This is a genomic window from Burkholderia sp. AU39826 (assembly GCF_020419965.1).
In the GTDB taxonomy this organism is placed as follows: Bacteria; Pseudomonadota; Gammaproteobacteria; order Burkholderiales; family Burkholderiaceae; genus Burkholderia; species Burkholderia semiarida.
The window spans coordinates 165,413-187,505 of the sequence record NZ_JAIZQG010000013.1 but is presented as its reverse complement, the minus strand read 5'-3'; the positions used below and the strand labels follow the sequence as shown (position 1 = coordinate 187,505).

General features: G+C 67.3%; 22 protein-coding genes and 1 pseudogene. 6 read left to right on the top strand and 17 right to left on the bottom strand.

The features are described 5' to 3' along the window. The coding region (locus LGM42_RS21850) for a DUF3683 domain-containing protein (protein WP_226233152.1) at positions 1-1,093 on the bottom strand (1,093 nt) is incomplete at its 3' end. Positions 1,094-1,669: 576 nt separating this feature from the next. Between LGM42_RS21850 and ilvA the strand changes: the two genes are divergently transcribed. Together ilvA and queF are read left to right on the top strand one after the other, a co-directional pair. Next, positions 1,670-3,193 carry a threonine ammonia-lyase, biosynthetic gene (gene ilvA / locus LGM42_RS21845; protein ID WP_226233151.1) on the top strand — a complete coding sequence of 508 codons (1,524 nt, stop codon included), beginning with the start codon at positions 1,670-1,672 and terminating at the stop codon, positions 3,191-3,193. Between the two features lie 12 nt (positions 3,194-3,205). Continuing rightward, entirely contained in the window at positions 3,206-4,036 is an 831-nt protein-coding gene (gene queF, locus LGM42_RS21840) for an NADPH-dependent 7-cyano-7-deazaguanine reductase QueF (protein WP_060966666.1), read from the top strand. Positions 4,037-4,100: 64 nt separating this feature from the next. Here queF and LGM42_RS21835 read toward each other — a convergent pair whose 3' ends face one another. The 7 genes from LGM42_RS21835 to LGM42_RS21805 all read right to left on the bottom strand — a co-directional run bounded on the left by LGM42_RS21835 (position 4,101) and on the right by LGM42_RS21805 (position 8,849). Then, positions 4,101-4,538, bottom strand: coding sequence for a hypothetical protein (locus LGM42_RS21835; RefSeq protein WP_059580801.1), 438 nt, complete (start codon positions 4,536-4,538; stop codon positions 4,101-4,103). 52 nt (positions 4,539-4,590) lie between these two features. Continuing rightward, positions 4,591-4,869, bottom strand: a complete 279-nt coding sequence (locus LGM42_RS21830) for a hypothetical protein (RefSeq protein WP_155644615.1) — start codon at positions 4,867-4,869, stop codon at positions 4,591-4,593. After that, positions 4,866-5,231, bottom strand: a complete 366-nt coding sequence (locus LGM42_RS21825; protein ID WP_060317954.1) for a DUF1493 family protein — start codon at positions 5,229-5,231, stop codon at positions 4,866-4,868. The genes LGM42_RS21830 and LGM42_RS21825 overlap by 4 nt, the downstream gene beginning before the upstream one ends. Next, a complete protein-coding gene (locus tag LGM42_RS21820) occupies positions 5,231-5,665 on the bottom strand; it encodes an STM2901 family protein (RefSeq protein WP_060317957.1) in 435 nt (144 codons plus the stop codon). Before LGM42_RS21820 ends, LGM42_RS21825 begins: the two co-directional genes overlap by 1 nt. Before the next feature lie 251 nt (positions 5,666-5,916). Then, complete coding sequence (locus LGM42_RS21815) at positions 5,917-6,303, bottom strand: RidA family protein (protein ID WP_006477830.1); 387 nt, start codon at positions 6,301-6,303, stop codon at positions 5,917-5,919. A gap of 123 nt (positions 6,304-6,426) precedes the next feature. Then, positions 6,427-7,908 carry an N-acyl-D-amino-acid deacylase family protein gene (locus LGM42_RS21810; protein WP_226233150.1) on the bottom strand — a complete coding sequence of 494 codons (1,482 nt, stop codon included), beginning with the start codon at positions 7,906-7,908 and terminating at the stop codon, positions 6,427-6,429. 2 nt (positions 7,909-7,910) lie between these two features. Further along, positions 7,911-8,849 (bottom strand): MurR/RpiR family transcriptional regulator, encoded by a 939-nt coding sequence (locus LGM42_RS21805; RefSeq protein ID WP_059637925.1) that lies wholly within the window; start codon positions 8,847-8,849, stop codon positions 7,911-7,913. A 118-nt stretch (positions 8,850-8,967) separates the two neighbouring features. On the opposite strand from LGM42_RS21805, the gene LGM42_RS21800 reads away from it, so the two are divergent. Both LGM42_RS21800 and LGM42_RS21795 read left to right on the top strand, forming a co-directional pair. Continuing rightward, a complete protein-coding gene (locus LGM42_RS21800) occupies positions 8,968-10,248 on the top strand; it encodes an amino acid deaminase (RefSeq protein WP_226233149.1) in 1,281 nt (426 codons plus the stop codon). A 156-nt stretch (positions 10,249-10,404) separates the two neighbouring features. Next, on the top strand, positions 10,405-10,986 hold the full coding sequence (locus LGM42_RS21795; RefSeq protein WP_006477826.1) for a DJ-1/PfpI family protein: 582 nt from the start codon (positions 10,405-10,407) through the stop codon (positions 10,984-10,986). 122 nt (positions 10,987-11,108) lie between these two features. Here the strand turns inward: LGM42_RS21795 and LGM42_RS21790 are convergent, their stop codons facing one another. Then, positions 11,109-11,555, bottom strand: a complete 447-nt coding sequence (locus LGM42_RS21790) for a MarR family winged helix-turn-helix transcriptional regulator (RefSeq protein ID WP_226233148.1) — start codon at positions 11,553-11,555, stop codon at positions 11,109-11,111. A 26-nt stretch (positions 11,556-11,581) separates the two neighbouring features. After that, positions 11,582-13,177, bottom strand: a complete 1,596-nt coding sequence (locus LGM42_RS21785; RefSeq protein ID WP_124659458.1) for an MDR family MFS transporter — start codon at positions 13,175-13,177, stop codon at positions 11,582-11,584. Between the two features lie 106 nt (positions 13,178-13,283). On the opposite strand from LGM42_RS21785, the gene LGM42_RS21780 reads away from it, so the two are divergent. Continuing rightward, positions 13,284-14,126 (top strand): EcsC family protein, encoded by an 843-nt coding sequence (locus LGM42_RS21780; protein WP_124864362.1) that lies wholly within the window; start codon positions 13,284-13,286, stop codon positions 14,124-14,126. Here the strand turns inward: LGM42_RS21780 and LGM42_RS21775 are convergent. Together LGM42_RS21775 and LGM42_RS21770 are read right to left on the bottom strand one after the other, a co-directional pair. Beyond that, a complete protein-coding gene (locus LGM42_RS21775; protein WP_226233147.1) occupies positions 14,096-15,058 on the bottom strand; it encodes an alpha/beta hydrolase in 963 nt (320 codons plus the stop codon). The two genes, LGM42_RS21780 and LGM42_RS21775, sit on opposite strands and share 31 nt — an antisense overlap. Before the next feature lie 89 nt (positions 15,059-15,147). Beyond that, positions 15,148-15,582: a CHRD domain-containing protein gene (locus tag LGM42_RS21770; RefSeq protein WP_059580768.1), complete on the bottom strand. Its 435-nt coding sequence runs from the start codon at positions 15,580-15,582 to the stop codon at positions 15,148-15,150. Between the two features lie 489 nt (positions 15,583-16,071). Between LGM42_RS21770 and LGM42_RS21765 the strand changes: the two genes are divergently transcribed. Beyond that, a complete protein-coding gene (locus tag LGM42_RS21765) occupies positions 16,072-17,073 on the top strand; it encodes a hypothetical protein (RefSeq protein ID WP_060318015.1) in 1,002 nt (333 codons plus the stop codon). Positions 17,074-17,104: 31 nt separating this feature from the next. Here LGM42_RS21765 and LGM42_RS21760 read toward each other — a convergent pair whose 3' ends face one another. The 5 genes and pseudogenes from LGM42_RS21760 to LGM42_RS21740 all read right to left on the bottom strand — a co-directional run bounded on the left by LGM42_RS21760 (position 17,105) and on the right by LGM42_RS21740 (position 22,073). After that, complete coding sequence (locus LGM42_RS21760; RefSeq protein ID WP_226233146.1) at positions 17,105-17,878, bottom strand: class II aldolase/adducin family protein; 774 nt, start codon at positions 17,876-17,878, stop codon at positions 17,105-17,107. A gap of 235 nt (positions 17,879-18,113) precedes the next feature. Next, entirely contained in the window at positions 18,114-19,736 is a 1,623-nt protein-coding gene (locus LGM42_RS21755; protein ID WP_226233145.1) for a phospholipase D family protein, read from the bottom strand. A gap of 99 nt (positions 19,737-19,835) precedes the next feature. Beyond that, positions 19,836-20,199, bottom strand: a pseudogene (locus LGM42_RS21750) (hypothetical protein); the annotation flags it as partial. Positions 20,200-20,329: 130 nt separating this feature from the next. After that, positions 20,330-21,091: a M48 family metalloprotease gene (locus LGM42_RS21745; protein ID WP_226233144.1), complete on the bottom strand. Its 762-nt coding sequence runs from the start codon at positions 21,089-21,091 to the stop codon at positions 20,330-20,332. Between the two features lie 202 nt (positions 21,092-21,293). Beyond that, positions 21,294-22,073: a glycosyltransferase family 2 protein gene (locus LGM42_RS21740; protein WP_226233143.1), complete on the bottom strand. Its 780-nt coding sequence runs from the start codon at positions 22,071-22,073 to the stop codon at positions 21,294-21,296. Positions 22,074-22,093 lie beyond the last annotated feature (20 nt).

Genomic DNA, 22,093 nt, shown 5'->3' with positions numbered 1-22,093 from the left:
ACCACTTCAGCTCGAAGCGCGCGACCGCGATGTCGTGGATCTTGCCCTGGTTGTGCTCGTGGCGCGTGACTTCGAGCCAGTTGCCGTCCGGGTCGACCATCCGCCACCACGCCAGGTTGTCGAGCGCGGTGCCCCACAGCACGGCCTTCTTGCCGCCCGCGTTCATCGCGACGTTGCCGCCGATGCACGATGCGTCGAGCGAGGTCGGATCGACCGCGAACACGTAGCCGGCCGCTTCGGCCGCTTCGGTCACGCGGCGCGTGACGACGCCCGCGCCGGAGAAGATCGTCGGCACCTTGTGCGCGACGCCCGGCAGCTCGGTGAGCTCGACCGCGCCGAGCTGTTCGAGCTTCTCGGTGTTGATCACCGCGGAGAACGGCGTGAGCGGCACCGCGCCGCCCGTGTAGCCGGTGCCGCCGCCGCGCGGGATCACGGTCAGGCCGAGCTCGAAGCACGCCTTGATCAGCGCGGCGATCTCGGCTTCGGTGTCGGGCGTCAGCACGACGAACGGGTATTCGACGCGCCAGTCGGTCGCGTCGGTCACGTGCGACACGCGCGACAGCCCGTCGAAGCGGATGTTGTCCTTCTGCGTGCAGCGGCCGAGCGCCTTGGTCGCGCGGCGGCGCAGTTCGGCCATCTTGTCGAATTCGTCGGCGAACTCGTTGACCGCGCGCTGCGCCGCCGCTTCCAGCATCTCGACGCGCGATGCGCGCTCGCGGCCGGCGGCGTCGCGGTGCTCGGTGAGATCGGCGCTACGGCGCTTGCCGATTTCGGTCAGGCGGTGGTTCAGCGCCTCGATCAGCAGCGCGCGGCGCTTCGGGTTGTCGAGCAGGTCGTCCTGCAAGTACGGGTTGCGACGCACGACCCAGATGTCGCCGAGCACTTCGTACAGCATCCGTGCGGAACGGCCCGTGCGGCGTTCCGCACGCAGTTCGTCGAGCACCGACCACGCCTCTTCGCCGAGCAGGCGGATCACGATCTCGCGATCCGAGAAGGACGTGTAGTTGTAGGGGATCTCGCGCAAGCGGGGCGCGGGGTCGGCGGCGACGGCGGCGGCCGCGCCATGCGGATCGAAAACTTGTGGTGCGTTCATGTTCGGACGACTCGGAGGGCCGATATCCCGTGCACGGGCGTCGGCAAGCGCGTGGGCGCAATCTTGGGGAAATCTGTTCTGTTACCAGGCGCGCGGCTGTCCTTCATGGGGCCGGAGCGGGCGACTCGCCCCTCCTGGCCGGCGACAGGGCCTGGCGGCACTCGGGACCATCAGCACGATCGCGCGCGGCGCGCATGCCGTTCGGCCGCGGGGCTGGCTGCGCGCGGCGTCGGCTTCAACGGTGCGATCCGAGGGTGCCTCTGCATCTTCCGAATCCTTGATTCAAAACGGAATTCTAACCCATGATCGCGCCGCCCGTGACACGCCGGACAGGTCGTGGGGCTATCGCCGCGAGCCGCGCCGGGCGGGGTTCGGCGCGATTTCGTGCGACCATTCGCCGTCCGTCCGGTCGGTAACCATGCGGTTAAACCGGTAAAAAGCGGCGCGCGGCGCCCCGCCCGTATGCGCAGGTCACCGCCCACGACCGCCCGCCCGGCATGCCGCTTGCGTGCGGGCGGACCCTTGGCGCTATCATTGACCCTTTACCGTCTGCATCCGCACTGCACGCGAGCGCCCATGGCATCCCACGATTACCTGAAGAAAATCCTCACCGCGCGCGTCTACGACGTCGCGATCGAGACGGAACTCGAACCGGCCCGCAATCTGTCGACCCGGCTGCGCAACGCCGTTTACCTGAAGCGCGAGGACAACCAGCCGGTGTTCTCGTTCAAGCTGCGCGGCGCGTACAACAAGATGGCGCACATTCCGGCGGACGCGCTCGCGCGCGGCGTGATTACCGCGTCGGCCGGCAACCACGCGCAGGGCGTCGCGTTCTCGGCGGCGCGGATGGGCATCAAGGCCGTGATCGTCGTGCCGGTCACGACGCCGCAGGTGAAGGTCGATGCGGTGCGCGCGCACGGCGGCCCGAGCGTCGAGGTGATCCAGGCGGGCGAATCGTACAGCGATGCGTACGCGCACGCGGTCAAGGTCCAGCAGGAGCGCGACCTCACGTTCGTCCACCCGTTCGACGATCCGTACGTGATCGCCGGCCAGGGCACGATCGCGATGGAAATCCTGCGCCAGCACCAGGGCCCGATCCACGCGATCTTCGTGCCGATCGGCGGCGGCGGGCTCGCGTCCGGCGTCGCCGCGTACGTGAAGGCGGTGCGCCCCGAGATCAAGGTGATCGGCGTGCAGGCCGAGGATTCGTGCGCGATGGCGCAGTCGCTGGACGCGGGCGAGCGCATCGAGCTGAGCGAGGTCGGCCTGTTCGCGGACGGCACCGCCGTGAAGCTCGTCGGCGAGGAAACCTTCCGGCTGTGCCGCGAATTCCTCGACGGCGTCGTGACGGTCAACACCGACGCGCTGTGCGCGGCGATCAAGGACGTGTTCCAGGACACGCGCAGCGTGCTCGAGCCGTCCGGCGCGCTCGCGGTCGCGGGCGCGAAACTGTACGCGGAACGCGAAGGCATCGAGAACCAGACGCTCGTCGCGGTCACGTCCGGCGCGAACATGAACTTCGACCGGATGCGCTTCGTCGCCGAGCGCGCCGAGGTCGGCGAGGCGCGCGAGGCCGTGTTCGCGGTCACGATCCCCGAGGAGCGCGGCAGCTTCAAGCGCTTTTGCTCGCTCGTCGGCGATCGCAACGTCACCGAGTTCAACTACCGGATCGCCGATGCGCAGTCCGCGCACATCTTCGTCGGCGTGCAGATCAAGCGCCGCGGCGAATCGGCGGAGATCGCCGCGAACTTCGCGTCGCACGGCTTCAACAGCGTCGACCTGACGCACGACGAGCTGTCGAAGGAACACATCCGCTACATGGTCGGCGGCCGCTCGCCGCTCGCGCTCGACGAGCGCCTGTTCCGCTTCGAATTCCCGGAACGGCCGGGCGCGCTGATGAAGTTCCTGTCGTCGATGGCGCCGGACTGGAACATCAGCCTGTTCCACTACCGCAACCAGGGCGCGGACTACAGCTCGATCCTCGTCGGGCTGCAGGTGCCGCCGGCCGATCGCGCCGAATTCGAACGCTTCCTCGCGGCGCTCGGCTATCCGTACGTCGAAGAGAGCGCCAACCCGGCTTACCGCCTCTTCCTGTCGTAAAGGCTTCGTGCAATGAATCCTGAACATTCCCCGCTCGGCAAGGCCACCGTCTACGCGGCGCAGTACGATGCGTCGCTGCTGTTCCCGATCCCGCGCGCCGGCGCGCGCGAGCAGCTCGGCATCACGTCGGCGCTGCCGTTCTTCGGCACCGACATCTGGAACGCATACGAACTGTCGTGGCTCAACGCGCGCGGCAAGCCGCAGCTCGCGATCGCGACGTTCTACGTGCCGGCCGAATCGCCGAACATCGTCGAATCGAAGTCGTTCAAGCTGTATCTCGGCTCGTTCGCGCAATCCAAGTTCGACTCGGTCGACGCGGTGCGCGACGTGCTCAAGCGCGACGTGTCGGCCGCGTGCGGCGCGAGCGTGTCGGTGCAGCTGGTGTCGCCGCACGATTTCGGCAAGCTCGAGATGGACGAGCTCGACGGGCTGTCGCTCGACCGGCTCGACCTCGACACCGACGTGTACGAACCCGATCCGTCGCTGCTGTCGGCCGCCGACGGCGAGAACGAGGCGCCGGTCGAGGAGACGCTCGTGTCCGACCTGCTGCGCTCGAACTGCCCGGTCACGGGGCAGCCGGACTGGGGCAGCGTGCAGATTCATTACGTGGGGCCGCAGATCGATCACGCGGGGCTGCTGCGCTACATCATCTCGTTCCGCAATCACACGGGCTTTCACGAGCAGTGCGTCGAGCGGATCTTCCTCGACATCATGCATGCGTGCAAACCGGTGAAGCTGGCGGTGTATGCACGGTATACGCGGCGCGGCGGGCTCGACATCAACCCGTTCCGCACGAATTACAACCAGCCGATGCCCGATAACGCGCGGACGGCGCGGCAGTAAATGAGTCTGTTGGCGGCATCTTGCGGTCCGCCAACCCTCCCTGCTTGCGGAAGGGTGCGTCTCTCTAATTCGGCGCGAACATGGCGGCCCGGCACTTCGGACAATACAGGTAGATTGTTCGACCATCGTGCATGGAAATGAAGCCTCGCCTTGCCTGGTCTATCCTCCATTTCGCCGCGCCACCACCCGCTAGACGCGCTTCGCCTTCGGCATAGCAACTCGCGGCATCCAAGTCATGACTGTACGCCCGTTCCGTTACGCGGTTCGCACGCTTGAAAAACGCGCTGACATCCGTCTGCCGAAGAATGAACTGGCGGCACATATCCGCGGTTTCGCCTCCGCTGATGTCGGCCGACCACGCCCCGTTGCTGACGATTTCGACAGACCTCGGCGCAACATGAGGCACTACTCCTCGCAGCGGCGTCTTGTCGGACAACGTGCTCGCAACGGCAGTGCGGTCGAGCACGAGCAGCAACATCAGAATTGCGATCCGCATCACCATTGCACGCTTGCTCGCCGCTGCGTGGCGCTTCCGCGAGTGCCCAATGCGACCGTCATTTCGGCCGCGCCGGCAAACCGCCGAAGGTGCGTGCAAAGTTGCTCTCGATATGGGTCAGCAAACGTGTGAGCGTTTCCTGGTCTTCGTACCGATCTGCGAGCGCATCCTCATCGAGCGAATCCGGATCCATGCACTCGATCTGGTCGAGTCGCAAGCGGATCGTTTCCATCAGCACGGCCCATTCGCCCATCAGCAATGGGATGGCCATGTCGCCGCGACCTTGCCGCTGATCACTCATGTTCATTTCAGCATCATCTACGGCTGGCACGTTCATCCTGCCTTTCGCTGCACTTCGGCCAATCGCTCGGCATCCCATTTCCTCCCGACCGCCGCACGATGCAGCATCGCGAGCGTAATTGGTTCACGCTCGAGGTGGTGCGGTTTTCGAAGCACCCATCGCCGAAACAGCGAATAGAGCAACCCCTCGCCTTCCATCAAAAAATATCGATGGAAATCGAAGTCGCCGGTATCGACGGCAAACCGCTCAAAAAAGCGCCACATGAAGTCATTGGCTTCGTCGCCGGTTTGACCCAGGTCTTCCCAGAGCCGGGTATGAGCAGCGAGCGGCTTCGATGGACCGAGCCCCACCTCCGACCTCACAAAAGCTTCGATCTCGTCCCAACTCACGTTTTGCATCAAAACACCCTGTCCTCGTTTTTGACGAGGCCGTTGTACCGGGAGATCGTTCCGTGAACGATCGCGAACACGTCACGTGCAAGCAGCGCCCAACCCACGCCAGGCACGGCACGTCCGACGAACACGCTGAGCTTTCGGGTCAGGATGATCCGAAACGACTTGATACTCTGCAGCGTCACGGTTGGTAAAACCTTCCTGTTCAACTGGTGGCGGAAAATCGATCGAGCCATCACGGATGCGACGGACGTTCCTTTCGTCGCGCCGCCGAATTTCTGCCGCGTCGGCAATACCGGCCAGCCCGCCAGAATCAGGATCACAGCTTCGACATCGTCGATCCCGGCCCGTGCACACGTCTCTTCTACAGCGACGAAAAAGAAAAGCTCGGCGGGTGTGAGATCCGAATGAACGCCGTAGCGGTATGTATTGCTGGTCATGGTGCGACTTCACGAAATCGTTGATCGGGAAGACGACCATACCCAGCAATCCACTTAGTCTGCTCGTTCGAATTTGATGATGCCCGTTGCCAATTACGCGTCCATCACTGTTGTCACCCGCCAGACGGACCTATCGTCTCGCGCTCTCATCGACAGGATTCTATTCAAAGTGTAAAAATTCAGTGCCAAATGCAACAAGGCCGGTGCACGTCCATGCACCGGCCTTGTCGTACAGCTTCCGCCCTCTCGCGTTACTTCACCGGCGGCTTGTAAGCGATGCAGTCGACCTCGACCTTGCAGTCGATCACCATGCTCGACTGCACGCACGCGCGTGCCGGCGGATGCTCGCCGAAGTACGACACGAATACCTTGTTGAACGACGCGAAATCGCGCGCGTCGTCGAGCCACACGCCGCAGCGCACGACGTGCTCGAGGCCGTAGCCGGCTTCCTTCAGGATCGCGATCACATTCTCGATCGTCTGCTTCGACTGCGTGACGATCCCGCCTTCGACGACCTCGCCGTTCACCATCGGCGTCTGGCCCGACACGTACAGCCAGCCGTCGGCCTCGACCGCCCGCGCGAACGGCATCACCTGGCCGCCGGTCCCCTTCGCTTCGCCTACGCCATATCGCTTCATCGTTTCACTCCTCGTGTTGTCGGCCGGAGCAGGCGCTTCACCGCCTGCTCCGGCCCATGCAACGCACGGTTGCGGGTACGCACGCCGGCTGCTGCGGCGCGCGGAAGATCGGAATGCGCGCGTTCAGAACGCCGCATCGGCACTGGCCGACACGCGTTCGCCGCGCGCGACGAAACCGCCGGCGCGCTCGCCGGTCGGCTGGCCGTTTTCGTAAGTCAGCACGCCGTTCACCCACACGGCGTCGATCCCGTGCGCGGGCTGCTGCGGCTTCTCGAACGTCGCGGCGTCGATCACGCTCGCCGGATCGAACAGCACGAGATCGGCGTGATAGCCGACGTGCACCTCGCCGCGCCGAGCGAGCCCGAAGCGGCGCGCGGACAGCGACGTCATCTTGCGGATCGCCTCCTCAAGCGGCAGCAGGCTGGTGTCGCGCACGTAGTGGCCGAGCACGCGCGGGAACGCACCCCACAGCCGCGGATGCGGCAGCGGATCGTTCGGCAGGCCGTCGGAGCCGACCATCGTCGCCGGATGCGACAGGATCCGGCGCACGTCGTCCTCGGACATGTTGTGGTACACGGCGCCGGCCGGGCGAATGCGCTGCGCGGCCTCCTGCTCGGTCACGCCCCAGTCGGCCGCGATCGCCTTCAGCAGCTTGCCCGCGACTTCCGGGTGCGGTTCCGACCACGTGATCGTGATGTCGATGTCGCCCGTCACCTGCTTCAGGTCGAGCGTCGACGAGCTGCGGCTGTACGGATAGCAGTCGCAGCCGACCGGCTGGTAGCGGCGCGCGCCTTCGAGCGACGCGAGCACCTCGGTGCTGCGCCCCCAGTTCGACGGGCCCGCGCACTTCAGGTGCGAGATCACGACCGGCACGCGCGCATGACGGCCGACCTGATACGCCTCTTCCATCGCGTCGAGGATCGCGTCGAACTCAGTGCGCATGTGCGTCGTATACAGCGCGCCGGCTTGGGCGAGCGGTTCGGCGAGCGCCATCACTTCCTCGGTCGGCGCCGCGAACGCCGAGCCGTACGCAAGGCCCGACGACAGGCCGAGCGCACCGTTCGCGAGCGCCTCCTCGAGCTGCGCGCGCATGCCGGCGATCTCGCCGTCGGTCGCCGCGCGGTCGAGGCGGTCCATCTGGTTGTTGCGCAGCGCCGTATGGCCGACGAGCGCCGCGACGTTCACGGCCGGACGCGCGTCGTTCACGGCCGCGACGTAGGCGGCGAAGGTCGGATACTGGAACGCGCCGCGCTCGCCGAGCAGGTTCATCGGATCGGGCGGGTCGCCCGCGAGCGTCACCGGCGATGCGCTGATCCCGCAATTGCCGACGATCACGGTCGTCACGCCCTGCGAGATCTTCGGGATCATCTGCGGCGCGCGGATCACGTGCGTGTCGTCGTGCGTGTGCACGTCGACGAAACCCGGCGAGAGCGCGCGGCCGTTCGCGTCGACGACGTTCTCGGCGAGCCAGTTCGACAGGTTGCCGATCGCCGCGATCAGGCCGTTGCGGATCGCGACGTCGCGCGTGACGGGCGGCGCGCCGGTGCCGTCGTACAACTGCGCGCCGACGATCAGCGTATCGGCGGCTTCGGGGTGCGAATGCATGGTCAGTCTCCTACCGGTTGACGGTCTCCGCCGCCGCGGTGCGCGTCGAGCGCGTGCTTGATACGGCGCAGTGATTCCCGGCCCGCATCGCCGAGCCGCAATGCGACGCCGGTGACGAGCACGTCGATCGCCATCATCATCGCGTAGCGCGATGTCGAAGGCTTGTAAATGAAATCGGTTTCGAACGCGACGACGGGGATCAGGTGGTCGGCGAGCTTCGCGAGCGGCGACGCCGGCGCGGTGATCGCGATCAGCTTCGCGCCGTAACGCTTCGCGAGCCGGCAGCTCTCGAGCAGCTCGGGCACGCGTCCGCTCACCGACAACGCGACGACGACGGTGTCGCCCGACAGCGTCGCGGCCACCATCCGCTGCAGCAGGCTGTCCTGGTAGCTCGCGACCGGCCGGCCGAAGCGCACGAGCCGGAAGCGCAGCTCGTCGGCGAGCGCGGTCGAGCCGCCGCCCTGCCCGTACACGTAGGTCATCTTCGCGCCGGCAAGCAGATCGGCCGCCGCGTCGAACGACGTGTTGCGCAGCAGCTGGTGGTTGTGCGCGAGCGCCACGCGGATCTCGTCGTAGACGATCGACGCGGGGCTCGTGTCGTCGGCCGGCGCGTCGTCGGACGGCACCAGGAAGCGCTGGCCGACGGCCGCCGCCTGCGCGACGAGCACCTTCAGCTCGCGCACGTCGCGGCAGCCGACGGCCTTCGCGAAACGCGTGACCGTGGCGACGCTGACCTCCGCGTCGCGCGCGAGCGCGCCGATGCTCGCATGCGCGGCACGCGCCAGATCGGCGAGGATGAACGCGGCGACCTTGCGCTCGGCTTCGCGCAGCTCGGGCGCGCATTCGGCAATCCGCGCGACGATGTCGAGGACCGGCGGAGCGGCCTGAGCCGGATGCGGCTCGGCCGCGGGCGAAGCGGACGGGGAAGCGGGCGTATTCATCGGCGGAAAAAGGGTGAAGCGGGATGTTATTAAATAACATCACCGCGCCGATGCTACTTTCTGTACCATCTGCATGTCAACTTCAGTGCAATGCATAGTGATGATGGAGCGGGATGACATGAAAGTTACAAACTATCAGGAAGCGACGATCGATCCGTTCGGCAAGGGCCTGGGCAATCTGCCGAGCGCGAGCGTGCCGCTCGGCGACGCCGGCCGGCTCGAATGGAACCTGCTCGCGGAAGACGTCAGCCTGCCGGCCGCCGTGCTTTACGAGGATCGCGTCGAGCACAACCTGAACTGGATGCAGGCGTTCGTGCAGAAATACGGCGTCAAGTTCGCGCCGCACGGCAAGACGACGATGGCGCCGCAACTGTTCCGCCGCCAGCTCGACGCCGGCGCGTGGGGCATCACGCTCGCGACCGCGCACCAGACGCAGGCCGCGTATCACGGCGGCGTGCGGCGCGTGCTGCTCGCGAACCAGCTGGTCGGCCGCCAGAACATGACGATCATCGCTGGGCTGCTGTCCGATCCCGATTTCGAATTCTTCTGTCTCGTGGATTCCGCGGAGAGCGTCGACCAGCTCGGCCGCTTCTTCGGCGACGCGAAAAAATCGCTGAACGTGCTGATCGAACTCGGCGTGCCGGGCGGCCGCGCGGGCGTGCGCGATGCCGCGCAGCGCGAGGCCGTCCTCGCCGCGATCGCGCGCTATCCGGACACGCTGAAGCTGGCCGGCATCGAACTCTATGAAGGCGTGCTGAAGGAGGAAGGCGAGATCCGCGCGTTCCTGCAGCAGGCGGTCGCGCTCACGCGCGAGCTGGCCGAAGCCGGCCGCTTCGCGCGCACGCCGGCGATCCTGTCCGGCGCCGGTTCGGCGTGGTACGACGTGGTCGCGGAAGAATTCAGGAAGGCGTCCGATGCGGGCTTCGCGGAAGTCGTGCTGCGTCCGGGCTGCTACCTGACGCACGATGTCGGCATCTACAAGAAGGCGCAGACCGACGTGTTCGCGCGCAACCCGATCGCCCGCTCGATGGGCGAAGGGCTGCTGCCGGCGCTGCAGCTGTGGGCGTACGTGCAGTCGGTGCCGGAGGCCGACCGTGCGATCGTCGCGCTCGGCAAGCGCGATGCGGCATTCGACGCGGGCCTGCCCGAGCCGGCGCGCCACTTCCGCCCGGGCCGCGACACCGCGCCGCGCGACGTCGCCGCCGCCGAAGGCTGGGCCGTCACCGGGATGATGGACCAGCACGCGTACCTGCGGATCCCGCCGGGCGCGGACGTGAAGGTCGGCGACATGGTCGCGTTCGACATCTCGCACCCGTGCCTGACGTTCGACAAGTGGCGCCAGGTGCTCGTGCTCGATCCGCAGTTCCGCGTGACGGAAGTCGTCGAAACCTTCTTCTGACGCACGCCGCGCGCGATGCCGCCCTGCCGCTCGCGCGGGGCGGCCGTCACGCGCGCTTCAATCCGCCGGAGTACACTGCGCTTTCGCCCTCGGGCCCGTCGCGGCCGTCATGCACGGCGCGATCGGGCCTTCAACGCTGCTTCTCTGGAGAAAGCCATGGCCGCCAAGAAGATCCTGTTCCTGACCGGCGATTTCGCCGAAGACTACGAAACGATGGTGCCGTTCCAGGCGCTGCAGGCCGTCGGCCATCACGTCGACGCAGTCTGCCCGGGCAAGCGCGCGGGCGACAAGATCAAGACCGCGATCCACGATTTCGAGGGCGACCAGACCTACACCGAGAAGCCCGGCCACAACTTCACGCTGAATGCGGCGTTCGACGACGTCGATGCGGCGCGCTACGACGCGCTCGCGATCGCGGGTGGTCGTGCGCCCGAATACCTGCGACTCGATCCGAAGGTGATCTCGCTCGTGCGCGAGTTCGCGGAAGCCGGCAAGCCGATCGCGGCGATCTGCCACGCGGCGCAACTGCTCGCGGCCGCCGACGTGATCCGCGGCAAGCGCATTTCGGCGTACCCGGCCTGCGCGCCGGAGGTAAAGCTCGCGGGCGGCGAATACGCGGACATCCCGGTCGACGCGGCCGTGACCGACGCACCGTTCGTCACAGCGCCCGCGTGGCCCGCGCATCCGGCCTGGCTCGCGCAGTTCCTCGCGTTGCTGGGCACGCGCATCGAGCTGTGAACGACGCGGGAATGAATCGAAATGATGTGAAGTGAAACGCCGGCCGGCAGCGGGTGCGTACGTGCGCTCGGCCGCGTCGGCCACGACCGGCCGACGGGGGGCGCCCCGTCGCGGCCTGCCCTTCAGTGCGGCGCCGGCGTCGAGCCGACGTCCGCGATCCGCGACTCCAGCATCGCCAGCGCGCCCGACAGCGCGGTCAGCACGTCGTCCGGCAATTGCGCCATCGTCCGGTCGATGAACGCCTTGCGGCGCGGCAGGCACGCTTCGAACGCGGCGCGGCCGTCGGCGGTCAGCGTGACGTTGGTCACGCGGTTGTCGCGTGCATCGGACGCGCGCTCGATCCAGCCGAGCGCGTCGAGCGACTTCAACTGGCGCGTGAGCGCGCCCGGATCGATGCGCAGCACCTCGACGAGCTTCTTCTGCGACGCATGCCCGTCCATCGTGTGCAGCGCGACCATGATGCGCCAGCGCGGCATCGGCTGCCCGACGTGCGTTTCGAATGCGGTCATGAACGCACGATACGTGCGTCCGAATTGCTGCAAGATCGCGACGCGGTCCTGTTCTTCCATGCGCTCAGTTCTGTTCGTTCAATCGGTCAATCGGCCGCGACGTGCGGTTCGATCTTGCGCCGCAGCGCGATCGGCGGCACGCGACGGCACTGCCACACCGACACCACGGCGACGACGGCCGCCATCGCGACACCGAGGTGGATCGCGCCGACCAGCGATTCGCGGGCCGCTTCCAGCAGCAGCGCGCCATTATGCCCGGCACGCGTCAACTCCGCGACGAGACCGCCCTGCGCCGCGCGATCGATCAGGATCTGCGGATCGGCGAGCCGCGCGTGCCACTGCATCGCGTGGTCGGCCGACAGCGCGCTGCGCACGCCGCCCGAATACATCTGGTTGACGAGCGTGCCCGTGAGCGCCGTGCCGAGCATCCCGCCGACCATGCGCAGCGACTGCAGCAGCGCCGTCGCGATGCCGAGATGCTCGCGGCCGGCCGTCTGCTGCGCGAACACGGTGAGGTTCGGCAGCACGAAGCCGAGCCCGATGCCGCCCGCGACCATCAGCGCCATCAGCATCCAGGCCGGCGTCGCGTGGGTCGCCACGACGACGCCCGCGCAGGCGACCGCGAACAGCACGAAGCCGACGTGCAGCATCGCGTTCGGGTTGCGGATGCGCGTGATGACGCGGCCGTTCATGATGCTGCCGATCGTGATGAACACGACGAGCGGCGTGATCACGAGCCCCGCCTCCTTCGGCGACATCCCGAAGCCGCCCTGGAACAGCAGCGGCGCGTAGAACAGCAGCGAGAACATCGAGAAACCGGCGAGGATCGCGAGCACGAACAGCGCGGACAGCGCGCGGTTGGCGAACATGTCGAACGGCAGGATCGGCTGCGCGCAGCGCTTCTCCCAGTGCCACAGGCCGGCGCCCGCCGCGACCGCGACGACGAGCAGCAGCGACGCCCAGCTCATGACGCCGTACTTCGGCAGCCATTCGACGAACAGTTGCAGCGCGCCGAGCGACAGTGCGATCAGGAGCGCCCCGGGCCAGTCGAGCCGCATCTTCCGATCGTGCTCGACGTGGCGCAGGTGCGGCAGGTAGCGCCACACGAAGAACAGCGACAGGATGCCGATCGGCAGGTTCACGTAGAACACCGAGCGCCAGCCGAACGATTGGGTCAGGAACCCGCCCAGCGACGGCCCGACCGCATTCGCGATGCCGAACGCGGAGCTCATCAGCACCTGCCAGCGCAGCCGCACGACGGAATCGGGAAACAGATCGGGAATGCATGCGAACGCGGTGCCGACCAGCATCCCGCCGCCGATGCCCTGCAACCCGCGCGCAAGCACGAGGGTCAGCATGTCGTTGGCCATCCCGCAGAGCACGGACGCGCCGGTGAACACGACGATCGACGCGATCACGAACGGCTTGCGCCCATAGTAATCGCCGAGCCGGCCGAAAATCGGCACGGTAATCACGGAGCTGAGCAGGTACGAGGTCGCGACCCATGCGTACAGGTCGAAGCCGCGCAGTTCGGCGACGATGGTCGGCAGCGCGGTGCCGACGACCGTCTGGTCCAGCGCGACCAGCATGGTGACGAACGAGATCCCGATCATCGCGAGCAGCGATTCGCGGAACGGCAGGACTTGCCCGCTCGAATGGTGGGCGGCAGTATGGACGGCCATTTTTTGTCGATGCAACTTTTGCCGGGTCAAATAATCTCAAAATTCTAGCATGCCGGAGTAATCTAGGCTGGCGACGGTTGAGGGCCCGTTCAGGCCAAGGAGAAAGATGGAACCGATTTCAATCAACCCCGCGACGACGCTGTCGCCGGAGGACCGGGACGCGCTGCGGCGCGCGAAGCAGGTGCTGGAAAGCCCGTCGCTGACGATGAAGCTGACGGGCGTGCTCGGCGCGCCGGTCGAGAAGATGATCGCGCGGCTGCCGGACTTCGCGACCGGCAAGATCAACGATGCGACGCAGCTCGCGCTGCGCAAATGCCTGAACATCGCGCTGCGAACGCTCGGCAAGCCGCAGGCGCCGGACGCCGAGCCCGACAAGCCCAGCAACCTGCTGCACAAGCTCGCGGTCGCGACGACCGGCGCGGCGGGCGGTGCATTCGGCTTTCTCGCGCTGCCGGTCGAGCTGCCGGTGACGACCACGCTGATCTTCCGCTCGGTGTGCGACATCGCGCGCAGCGAGGGGGAGGACCTGACGTCGGTCGATACGCAGCTGCAGTGCCTCGCCGTGCTCGGGATGGGCGGCCACCCGGACAAGCACGAGGAGGACGCCGATCTCGGCTATTTCGTGCTGCGCGGCGCGCTCGCGCAGGCGATCTCGAAGGCGTCGTCGGACATCACGGCCAAAGGCATCGCCGCGCACAGCTCGGCGGCCGTGTTCAAGCTCGTGCAGACGGTGGCCTCGCGCTTCTCGGTGCAGGTGACCGAGCAGATGGCCGCGAAGTCGATCCCGGCGATCGGCGCCGTGCTCGGCGCGACCGTCAACACGCTGTTCATCGACCACTTCCAGCAGATGGCGCACGGCCACTTCACCGTGCGCCGGCTCGAACGCAAGTACGGCCCGGTGGCCGTCCAGGCTGCCTATCAGGCAATCGACGCCTCGCCCGCGCGCTGAGCCGCGCGCTCGAGCGCGACGCGGCGCAGGAACGCGGCCGCGCGGTCGAGCGCGTCGCGCGCCTCCGGCACCATCGGCGCATACAGCTGCCACACGTGCGGCATGTCGGGCCACACCTCGATCTCCACCGCCACGCCGGCCGCCTTCGCCTTGTCCGCGACGCGGCGCGAATCGTCGAGCAGCACCTCGGTGCTGCCGACCTGGATGTGCAGCGGCGGCAAGCCGGTGAAATCGGCGTGGAGCGGCGATGCGTACGGATGCGTCGCCGGCGTGTCGCCGAGATACAGCTTCGCGGCCTTCGGCAGCGCCGCGGCCGCGAACATCGGGTCGCGGCCGTCGTTGCTGCGCATCGTGTCGCCGGTGCCGGCCAGATCCGTCCACGGCGAGAACAGGATCGCGCCGGCCGGCAACGGCTCGCCGCGATCGCGCAGCGCGACGAGCGTCGCGAGCGCGAGGCCGCCGCCCGCCGAATCGCCGCCGAGCACGATCGACTCGGGCGGCGTGCCGAGCGCCAGCAATTGCCGGTACGCGGCGAGCGCATCGTCGAGCGCGGCGGGGAAACGGTTTTCGGGCGCGAGCCGATAGTCGAGCGAGAACGCGCGCACACCCGCGCGCTTCGTCAGCCCGAACACCAGCGGCCGGTGCGTCTTCGTCGAACAGAAGTAGTAGCCGCCGCCGTGGAAATACAGCAGCGTGCGGCCGGGCCCGCGGCCCGCGTCGGTGTCGGTGCGCTCGAGCCATTCGCCGCGCAGCGGCGCGTCGCCGGCGCCGTAGCACGGGCGCAGCCGGTAGCCCGACGGCGGGCGGCGCGGCACGATCATCCGCAGGTCGGTAAAGCGCCGGGCACGCGCGGGGTCGAGCACCTCGCGCGTGGTTTCGGGACGAAACTGCCAGCGCAGCAGCCAGCAGGCGAACTTGCTTTGCCAACTCATCGGACGCACTCCGTCATCGCAATGTGACGATGGTACGTGCGAACGTGCGCGCGTCGCTCGACAGGTGCCTCTACCTCAAACGCCTGCGCTCAGTTCGCCGGCATCACCTGGCCGCGGATCTCGCCGGACGGGTGTTCCTTCGTATGAATGTTGAAGTACCACTTGCCGCTCATCAGGTCGGTGACCTGCGCGTCGGTGAGTTCCTTCGAACCCTTGATCGGGCTCGTCAGCTCGTCCTTCGGAATCGGCACCTGCACGCCGGCGTTCTGGCCGACCGGCGCGGGCCCGTGGAAATGCGCGGCCGTGGCCGGCCCCGTGAGGTGTTCGTAGGTGACCGTCCACTGCAGCATGCGGGTGGCCGTGTCGTAGGTGGCGGCGACGGCGCCCGAGCCCTTGGTCGCCGTCGGCGGCACTTCGCTCGACGGCTGCAGACTGGCGGACAGGCGCACCGTTTCGGCAGCGGCGCTGCCGGCGGCCAGCACGCCCGCGAATAACGCGACCTGGAGCAAACGCAGCTTGAGCATGGATTCTCCTTGTACGACGTGGACGCCACCCGGACGGGGGCGCCAGTTGCGATGGTAGTCGATTGCGGTCGATCCGGGCAGCCTGCCGAAACCTGGAAGAGACCTTTGCAGCAGGCCCCCTGAATCGCGACGCGGCCTTTCGCTACACTTCGCTTCACAGTTGCTTGTTTCCTTCGTCCGAAGGAGTCTGCGAGTATTCACGCGGCCGCCCGGCCGCGTTTTTTTTGCGTGTATCGACCGGCACGCGACATGCCGCACACGAACGTCTCTTTCCGGAATACGAAGCATGACGAATCGTTTTTCATCTCGCGAACGCCGCGATCGAAGCGCATGCCGACGCGTGCCGGGACCCGACCGCGTACCCCGCATGTTGTCACGATACGTGTAATACGGTATTGCGCGAACCCGGGTCGACACGTGTTTTCCCGCGCAGGAAAATGATCGCGTGTTGTCGTGACTGGAAAGTTGACCGTGCCGGCCCGTCTCCCGCTGCCCCGCCCGACCCGCCCCGTCCGCGCCCGCCCGCTGCTGGCGGGACTCTGCTCCGCCGCCGCCCTCTACGGCGCGCCCGCCGACGCGCAGGAATTCTCGCTGTTCACCGGCCCGCTGTGGGGCGGCGGCCAACGCACGTATTCGTGGGCGTTCGATTACCAGGAAGGCTTGAGCCCGCATACCGCGCTCGGCTTCACGTGGTACAACGAAGGGCACATCCCGAATCACCACCGCGATGGCCAGGCCGTGCAGTTCTGGGGCCGCATGCCGCTCGATCGCCGCCGGCTGGTGCTGTCGGCCGGCGCGGGCCCGTATCGCTACTTCGACACGGTGCCGGCCGCCGAAGGCCGCGGTTACTCGAATACGCATGGATGGGGCGTGCTGATGAGCGTGCGCGCCGCGTACTACACGTCGCACCGCTGGATGGCCCAGCTTCAGGTCAACCGCGCGCAGGTGTTCGGCGGGCCCGACACGACGGCGGTGATGTTCGGCGTCGGCTACCAGCTCGATGCGCCCGACACGCCGGGCCCGCGCGAGACCGCGCTGCCGCGCGCGAGCCGGGTCACGCACAACGAAATCACGGCGATGCTCGGCGAGACGATTCTCAACAGCCGCTCGTCGCCGTCGACACTCGGCGGCAGCCTCGAATACCGGCGCGGCCTCACGCGTTCGATCGACTGGACCGCGACGTGGATGTACGAAGGCGCGAAGCAGGCGGTCCGCCGCAACGGCGTCGCCTCCCAGCTGTGGCTCACGCGCGCGTTCCTGAACGACAAGGTCACGCTGGCGGCCGGCGCCGGCGCGTATTTCACCGTCAACCAGCGCAACCGCGAAGGGCAGCCTGGCCCCGGCGACGGCCGCCTCTCCGGCATCGTGTCGATCTCGGCCAGTTACCGGATCTCCGAGCGCTGGCTCGCGCGCGTCACGTGGAACCGCGTGGTCACGCGCTACGACCGCGACACCGACGTGATCCAGGCCGGCCTCGGCTACCGGTTCTAGGCGGGCGCACTCGCCGGGCGCGCCGCCCGCGTCACGCGCGATAGCCCGGATCGATCCGGTCGACGATGCGCTGCAGCGCGTCGAACGCGTCCTGCCCCGCGCCATGCTTCGGATCGAAATTCAGCGAATCGCGCACGCACCCTTCGAGAACGGGCGGCGCAATCGGCAGCGCATCGCCGATCGCATGCGTCGCGATCTGCACCTCGCACGCCCGGTTGAGCAGCCACATCAGCGAAAACGTCTGCGCGAGCGTCGCGCCGATCGTCACGGGCCCGTGGTTGCGCAGCAGCAGCACGGGCCGCCCGCCCGCGCTGTCGACGATGCGCCGCCCCTCCTCGAGATGCACGGTGATGCCTTCGAAGTCGTGATACGCGACCTTCCCGTACAACTGCGCGGCATAGAAATTCGAGAACGACAGCCCGTCGCGCGAACAGCACACGGCCATCGTCGGCGTCGTGTGCACGTGCATCACGCAGTGCGCATCGGGGAGCGCCGCATGGATCGCACTGTGGAACGTGAACCCGGCCGGATTGATCGGCCAGTCGGAATGACCGATCACGTTGCCGTCGATGTCGATCTTCACGAGGTTCGATGCGCACACCTCGCGGTAATGGAGCCCGAACGGATTGATCAGGAAATGCCCGTCCTCGCCCGGCACGCGCAGCGAGATATGGTTGTAGATGAGCTCGGTCCAGCCGAGGTGGTCGAAGATGCGGTAGGCAGCCGCGAGCTGCACCCGCGCCTGCCATTCGGCTTCGGAAAAGCGCGCGGGGCGCGTGAACGGCTGGTTCGGTACACGTTGCATGGGGAACTCCGGTTGCGCGGGGCGCGCAGCGTGGCGGTGCGCGTCGTCCATCGTCTGCCGGCGCCGCGCAGGGTGCGGATCCCGCACGTGCGGCGGCACGTCGTTCGGCACCGTTCCGGCCCGCATTGCGCGAGCGGTCCGGCGCCCTTCACGATTCACATATCGTTGCGCGCACAACCATATCACCTTTCCCCACGCGCCGGTATCGCGGGTTTTGCCGGAGCCGTTCCCGCCCTTACAACTGATCGTCGACCGGCAGCAGCGTGAAGATGCCCGTCATCACGTTGCGCAGCAGCCCCGCATGCGGGTCGACGTGATAGGTGGTGGTCCGGCCGCCCTCGGTGCCCGTCCATTCGAGCGCGGGCGGGCTGCCGTCGGCCCCCTTCGCGAGCGTGACGCGATAGCTTTCGTCCGGCTGCGTCACGCGCGCGAAAATCGCCGCGGCCTGCTGCGCGAGCACCGGGCTGTGGATCACGAGCGCGAGCTCGGTGTTCAGGTACGCGGAACGCGGGTCGAGATTCAGCGAGCCGATCACGAGAATCTGCCGGTCGATCACGTATGCCTTCGCGTGCAGGCTCGCACGCGAGCGCGAGCCGAACAGCCGCGCCGGCTGCTGATCCGGCTGCGACTTGAATTCGTACAGCTCGACGCCGCGCCGCAGCAACGGCACGCGATACGGCGCATAGCCGGCCTGCACCGCGACCGCGTCGGTCGCCGCGAGCGAATTCGTGACGATCGCGACGCGCACGCCGCGCGCGGCCGTCTCGCCGAGGATCTTCACGCCGGCGTCGTGCGGCACGAAGTACGGCGAGAACGCGAGGAATTCCTTGCGCGCGCCGCGCGTGAGCTCGGCCAGGCGCTGCATCGGCGGGCTCACGTACGTGCCGGTCGGCCGCGCGACCTTGGTCGGTGCATCGACCTTGAATTCGGCCGGCGCCCATACGAGTTCGAGTTCGTCGCGCGCGATCTGCCGCGCGAGCGGCGTCGCGTTCAGCGGCTTCGCGTTGTACGGATCGGCATTCTTGCGCCAGTGGTCGCGCAGTTCGTCGCGCATCGCGTCGAGATCCTTCGGATCGAAGGTCTGATGATTGAGCACGCGCAGCGGATAGCTGCTCGCGCTCGCCCAGTACTCGTCGAAGCTCGTCGAGATGTCGTGCGTCACGGGGCCGGCCGCCAGCACGTCGAGATCGCGGAACTGCAGCGTCGGGCTCGCACTGAAGTATTCGTCGCCGAGATTGCGGCCGCCCACGATCGCGAGCTGGTTGTCCGCGATCATCGCCTTGTTGTGCATCCGCCGCGTGAAGCTGTCGATCCGCGTGAAGAAGTTGGCCGTACGCTCGACCATGCCGCGCTGCGATGCGCCGAACGGGTTGAACACGCGGATCTCGATGTTCGAATGCGTATTCAGCGCGGCCATCACGCGGTCGATATCGTCGAAGTTCAGGTCGTCGACCAGCATCCGCACGCGCACGCCGCGATCGGCCGCGTACAGCGCCGCGCCGAGCAGCAGCTTGCCGGTCGTATCTTCGGTCGCGATGTAGTACTGCATGTCGAGCGTCTTCGTCGCCGCACGCGCGAGCGCGATGCGCATCTGCAACGCGGTGGCGCCGTCGGCCAGCAGCCGGAAGCCCGACTGCCCCGGATGCGCGGCCTCCGGCGCGGCCAGCGCATCGCGCAACGGCGTCGCGGTAGCGGCCGGCAACGCGTGGGAGACGGGGCGATCGAGCGAAGTGGCAGGCGGATGCGTCGCGCAGGCGGCGAGCGGCAGCAGCGCACAGACGATCAGCGCGCGGGCCTGGCGGCATGCGGCGCGCCACGGCAGCGCGGCCGGTGCGCGCCGGATCAAGGACGTGAGCACGGAAGCTTCCTCGACAGTCGGATCAATGGGCACGTCATTGCCGCGGCGCGCGGCTGACAGGCGGTCCCGATCGATTCTAGTGGGCGCCCGACGAACCGGTCAATTGGGCGGGCCGAGCATGCCGCGCCGTTGCTCCAACCCACCTCGCGGTACATCGCTCGGTTCGAAATGGCTGCGTACGTAGTCGATATGGTCTGCATCGCGGGGGCGCGTCTCTTGGAGCCGGCGCGTGCGAATCGCCCGCACACGACCGGGTGCCGCAATGACAGCAACCCGGGTGCCTGCTCGTCCTCCATCGTCATCCCGGCCATGTCGATCCGATGTGCTCGCGCAGCATGCGCGCCACGCCCGTATGTCGATGCACGCACATCGTGTTGCGCGACGCGAGCGCGATCGCCTCGTGCAGCTTCGCGTCGGTCGCGGCTGCGACGGCCGCGTCGCCGTTGGCGTGCGCGGTTTCGAGCGCATAAGCGGCGGCAGGCACGCCGAAAAAACAAAACCCCACGCCCGACCAACGAGCGTGGGGTTTTTCATGTCGCTTGCCAATCGCCGGCGCGGACGGCCGGCGATCGGCCGCGCGATCGGCTGCGGAATCAGCTACCTTTCGCGATGCGATCCTCGATGTGCTGCGCACGGCTCGACGAAGACGGGTGCGAGCTCATCATCGAGCTCTGGCCGCCGTCGAGCTTCGCGAGCTTCTGGAACGCGGTGACGAGGCCCTTCTGGCTCATGTTCTTCTGCTTCATCAGGTCGAACGAGTAATCGTCGGCCGCGCTTTCCTGCGACTGCGAGAACTGCGCGTTGATGAACTTCTCGGTGATGTCGCCGAGCTGCGAGCTCGTCAGCGCCGCCACGCCCGGCGAAGCCGCGCCGGCCGCGGTACGCGCCGCGCTCACCGCATACGCCGTCTGCATCGCCTTCTTCGAGTGGCCGAGTGCGACGTGGCCCATTTCATGGCCGATCACGCCGCGCAGCTCGTCGTCGTTCATCATGTCCATCAGGCCGCTGTACACGCGCACGCAGCCGTTGCCCATCGCCCACGCGTTGACGTCCTTGGTCAGGTAGACCTTGGAGTTGATCTTCTGGCCGTTCAGCGTCATGTCGCCGAAGCCCTTCATCACCTTCGTCAGGCGCTTCGCGTACGCGCTGTTCGGCGGCGCGATCTTCGATTCGGCGTCGCTCGCTTTGCACGACTCGTTCGACAGCGCGGCGATGTCGCTGTCCGACAGCGTCGCCGCCTTGTACAGGTTGGTCCCCGCCGACGTCAGGCTGTTCGCGTCAAGGTTCTGTACCCCACCGCACGCGCTCAACAGAAACGCCACGCCACACACCGCCACCGCTTTCTTGAGTTGCATCCCGGAATCCCTCGATAGTTGTATTTGGGAGCGGCGATTTTGCATAATCCGGCGGAAAATTACCAGATGTTTACATCACATGACATGTCTATTACTCGGTAGATTGAAAATAAGTGTCAAAACAGGGCCGAATTGACGACAAAAAGCGCCGCAATCGTCGCGCTCGGGCGACGGCCGGAACGGAAGCCGGAACCGGTGTCGCTCAGGCCGTCTGGCGGCGGCGCGTCAGGCGGCGGGCGACCAGCATCGGCAGGCGCACTGCAAAGCCGGTGAAAAGACGCAAGTGCATCCACGCGAGCAGCGCGTTGTCGCGACCGTAGTGAAAGTGCGACACGCCGCCTTCGTGCCGGCCGAAATAGCGCACCGGCGCGTCGATGCGGATCGGACGCACGCCGGCCCAGCACAGCCGCACGGCCGCTTCGGGATCGAAGTCGAAGCCGCGCATCCACGGCTGGCGCCGCATGATCGCCGCCAGCGGCGCGACCGGATACACGCGAAAGCCGTACAGCGAATCGCCGATGCCGGCCCAAAGCGTCTCGAGGTCGGCCCACGCGTTCGACAGCCGGCGCCCCTGCACGCGCAACTGCGGCGCGCTCGCGTCGAACTTCGGCACGCCGAGCACCATCGCGTCGGGCGCGGCCTGCGATGCCGCCATGAAAGCGGGAATCAGGTCGGCCGGATGCTGGCCGTCGGAATCCATCGTCAGCACGTGCGTGAAGCCGCTCGCGGCCGCCGCGTCGAGGCCCGCGAGCACCGCGGCGCCCTTGCCGCGATTCTCCGGCAGCACGATCACGCGCAAGCCGGGATCGCGCTCGGCCATCGCCTGCAGCCGTTCGGCGCTGCCGTCGGTGCTGCCGTCGACGACGACCCACACCGGGTTCCACTGCGCGCGTGCATTGCGCACGGTCGTGTCGACCTTGGCGCCCGGGTTGTAGCTCGGAATCAGGACGAGATGGGTGGACGACGCGTGCAGCCTGGACATGGGAACAGCCGATGACGAAG

What these genes read in the sequence shown, in the direction of transcription:
- LGM42_RS21800 (WP_226233149.1), top strand. Translation starts at nt 8,968, where the DNA reads ATGAAAGTTACAAACTATCAGGAAGCGACGATCGATCCGTTCGGCAAG.
- LGM42_RS21780 (WP_124864362.1), top strand. Translation starts at nt 13,284, where the DNA reads ATGGAACCGATTTCAATCAACCCCGCGACGACGCTGTCGCCGGAGGAC.
- LGM42_RS21745 (WP_226233144.1), bottom strand. Translation starts at nt 21,091, where the DNA reads ATGCAACTCAAGAAAGCGGTGGCGGTGTGTGGCGTGGCGTTTCTGTTG.
- LGM42_RS21775 (WP_226233147.1), bottom strand. Translation starts at nt 15,058, where the DNA reads ATGAGTTGGCAAAGCAAGTTCGCCTGCTGGCTGCTGCGCTGGCAGTTT.
- LGM42_RS21815 (WP_006477830.1), bottom strand. Translation starts at nt 6,303, where the DNA reads ATGAAGCGATATGGCGTAGGCGAAGCGAAGGGGACCGGCGGCCAGGTG.
- LGM42_RS21810 (WP_226233150.1), bottom strand. Translation starts at nt 7,908, where the DNA reads ATGCATTCGCACCCCGAAGCCGCCGATACGCTGATCGTCGGCGCGCAG.
- LGM42_RS21785 (WP_124659458.1), bottom strand. Translation starts at nt 13,177, where the DNA reads ATGGCCGTCCATACTGCCGCCCACCATTCGAGCGGGCAAGTCCTGCCG.
- queF (WP_060966666.1), top strand. Translation starts at nt 3,206, where the DNA reads ATGAATCCTGAACATTCCCCGCTCGGCAAGGCCACCGTCTACGCGGCG.
- LGM42_RS21770 (WP_059580768.1), bottom strand. Translation starts at nt 15,582, where the DNA reads ATGCTCAAGCTGCGTTTGCTCCAGGTCGCGTTATTCGCGGGCGTGCTG.
- LGM42_RS21825 (WP_060317954.1), bottom strand. Translation starts at nt 5,231, where the DNA reads ATGCAAAACGTGAGTTGGGACGAGATCGAAGCTTTTGTGAGGTCGGAG.
- LGM42_RS21835 (WP_059580801.1), bottom strand. Translation starts at nt 4,538, where the DNA reads ATGGTGATGCGGATCGCAATTCTGATGTTGCTGCTCGTGCTCGACCGC.
- LGM42_RS21805 (WP_059637925.1), bottom strand. Translation starts at nt 8,849, where the DNA reads ATGAATACGCCCGCTTCCCCGTCCGCTTCGCCCGCGGCCGAGCCGCAT.
- LGM42_RS21790 (WP_226233148.1), bottom strand. Translation starts at nt 11,555, where the DNA reads ATGGAAGAACAGGACCGCGTCGCGATCTTGCAGCAATTCGGACGCACG.
- ilvA (WP_226233151.1), top strand. Translation starts at nt 1,670, where the DNA reads ATGGCATCCCACGATTACCTGAAGAAAATCCTCACCGCGCGCGTCTAC.
- LGM42_RS21795 (WP_006477826.1), top strand. Translation starts at nt 10,405, where the DNA reads ATGGCCGCCAAGAAGATCCTGTTCCTGACCGGCGATTTCGCCGAAGAC.
- LGM42_RS21740 (WP_226233143.1), bottom strand. Translation starts at nt 22,073, where the DNA reads ATGTCCAGGCTGCACGCGTCGTCCACCCATCTCGTCCTGATTCCGAGC.
- LGM42_RS21820 (WP_060317957.1), bottom strand. Translation starts at nt 5,665, where the DNA reads ATGACCAGCAATACATACCGCTACGGCGTTCATTCGGATCTCACACCC.
- LGM42_RS21760 (WP_226233146.1), bottom strand. Translation starts at nt 17,878, where the DNA reads ATGCAACGTGTACCGAACCAGCCGTTCACGCGCCCCGCGCGCTTTTCC.
- LGM42_RS21830 (WP_155644615.1), bottom strand. Translation starts at nt 4,869, where the DNA reads ATGAACGTGCCAGCCGTAGATGATGCTGAAATGAACATGAGTGATCAG.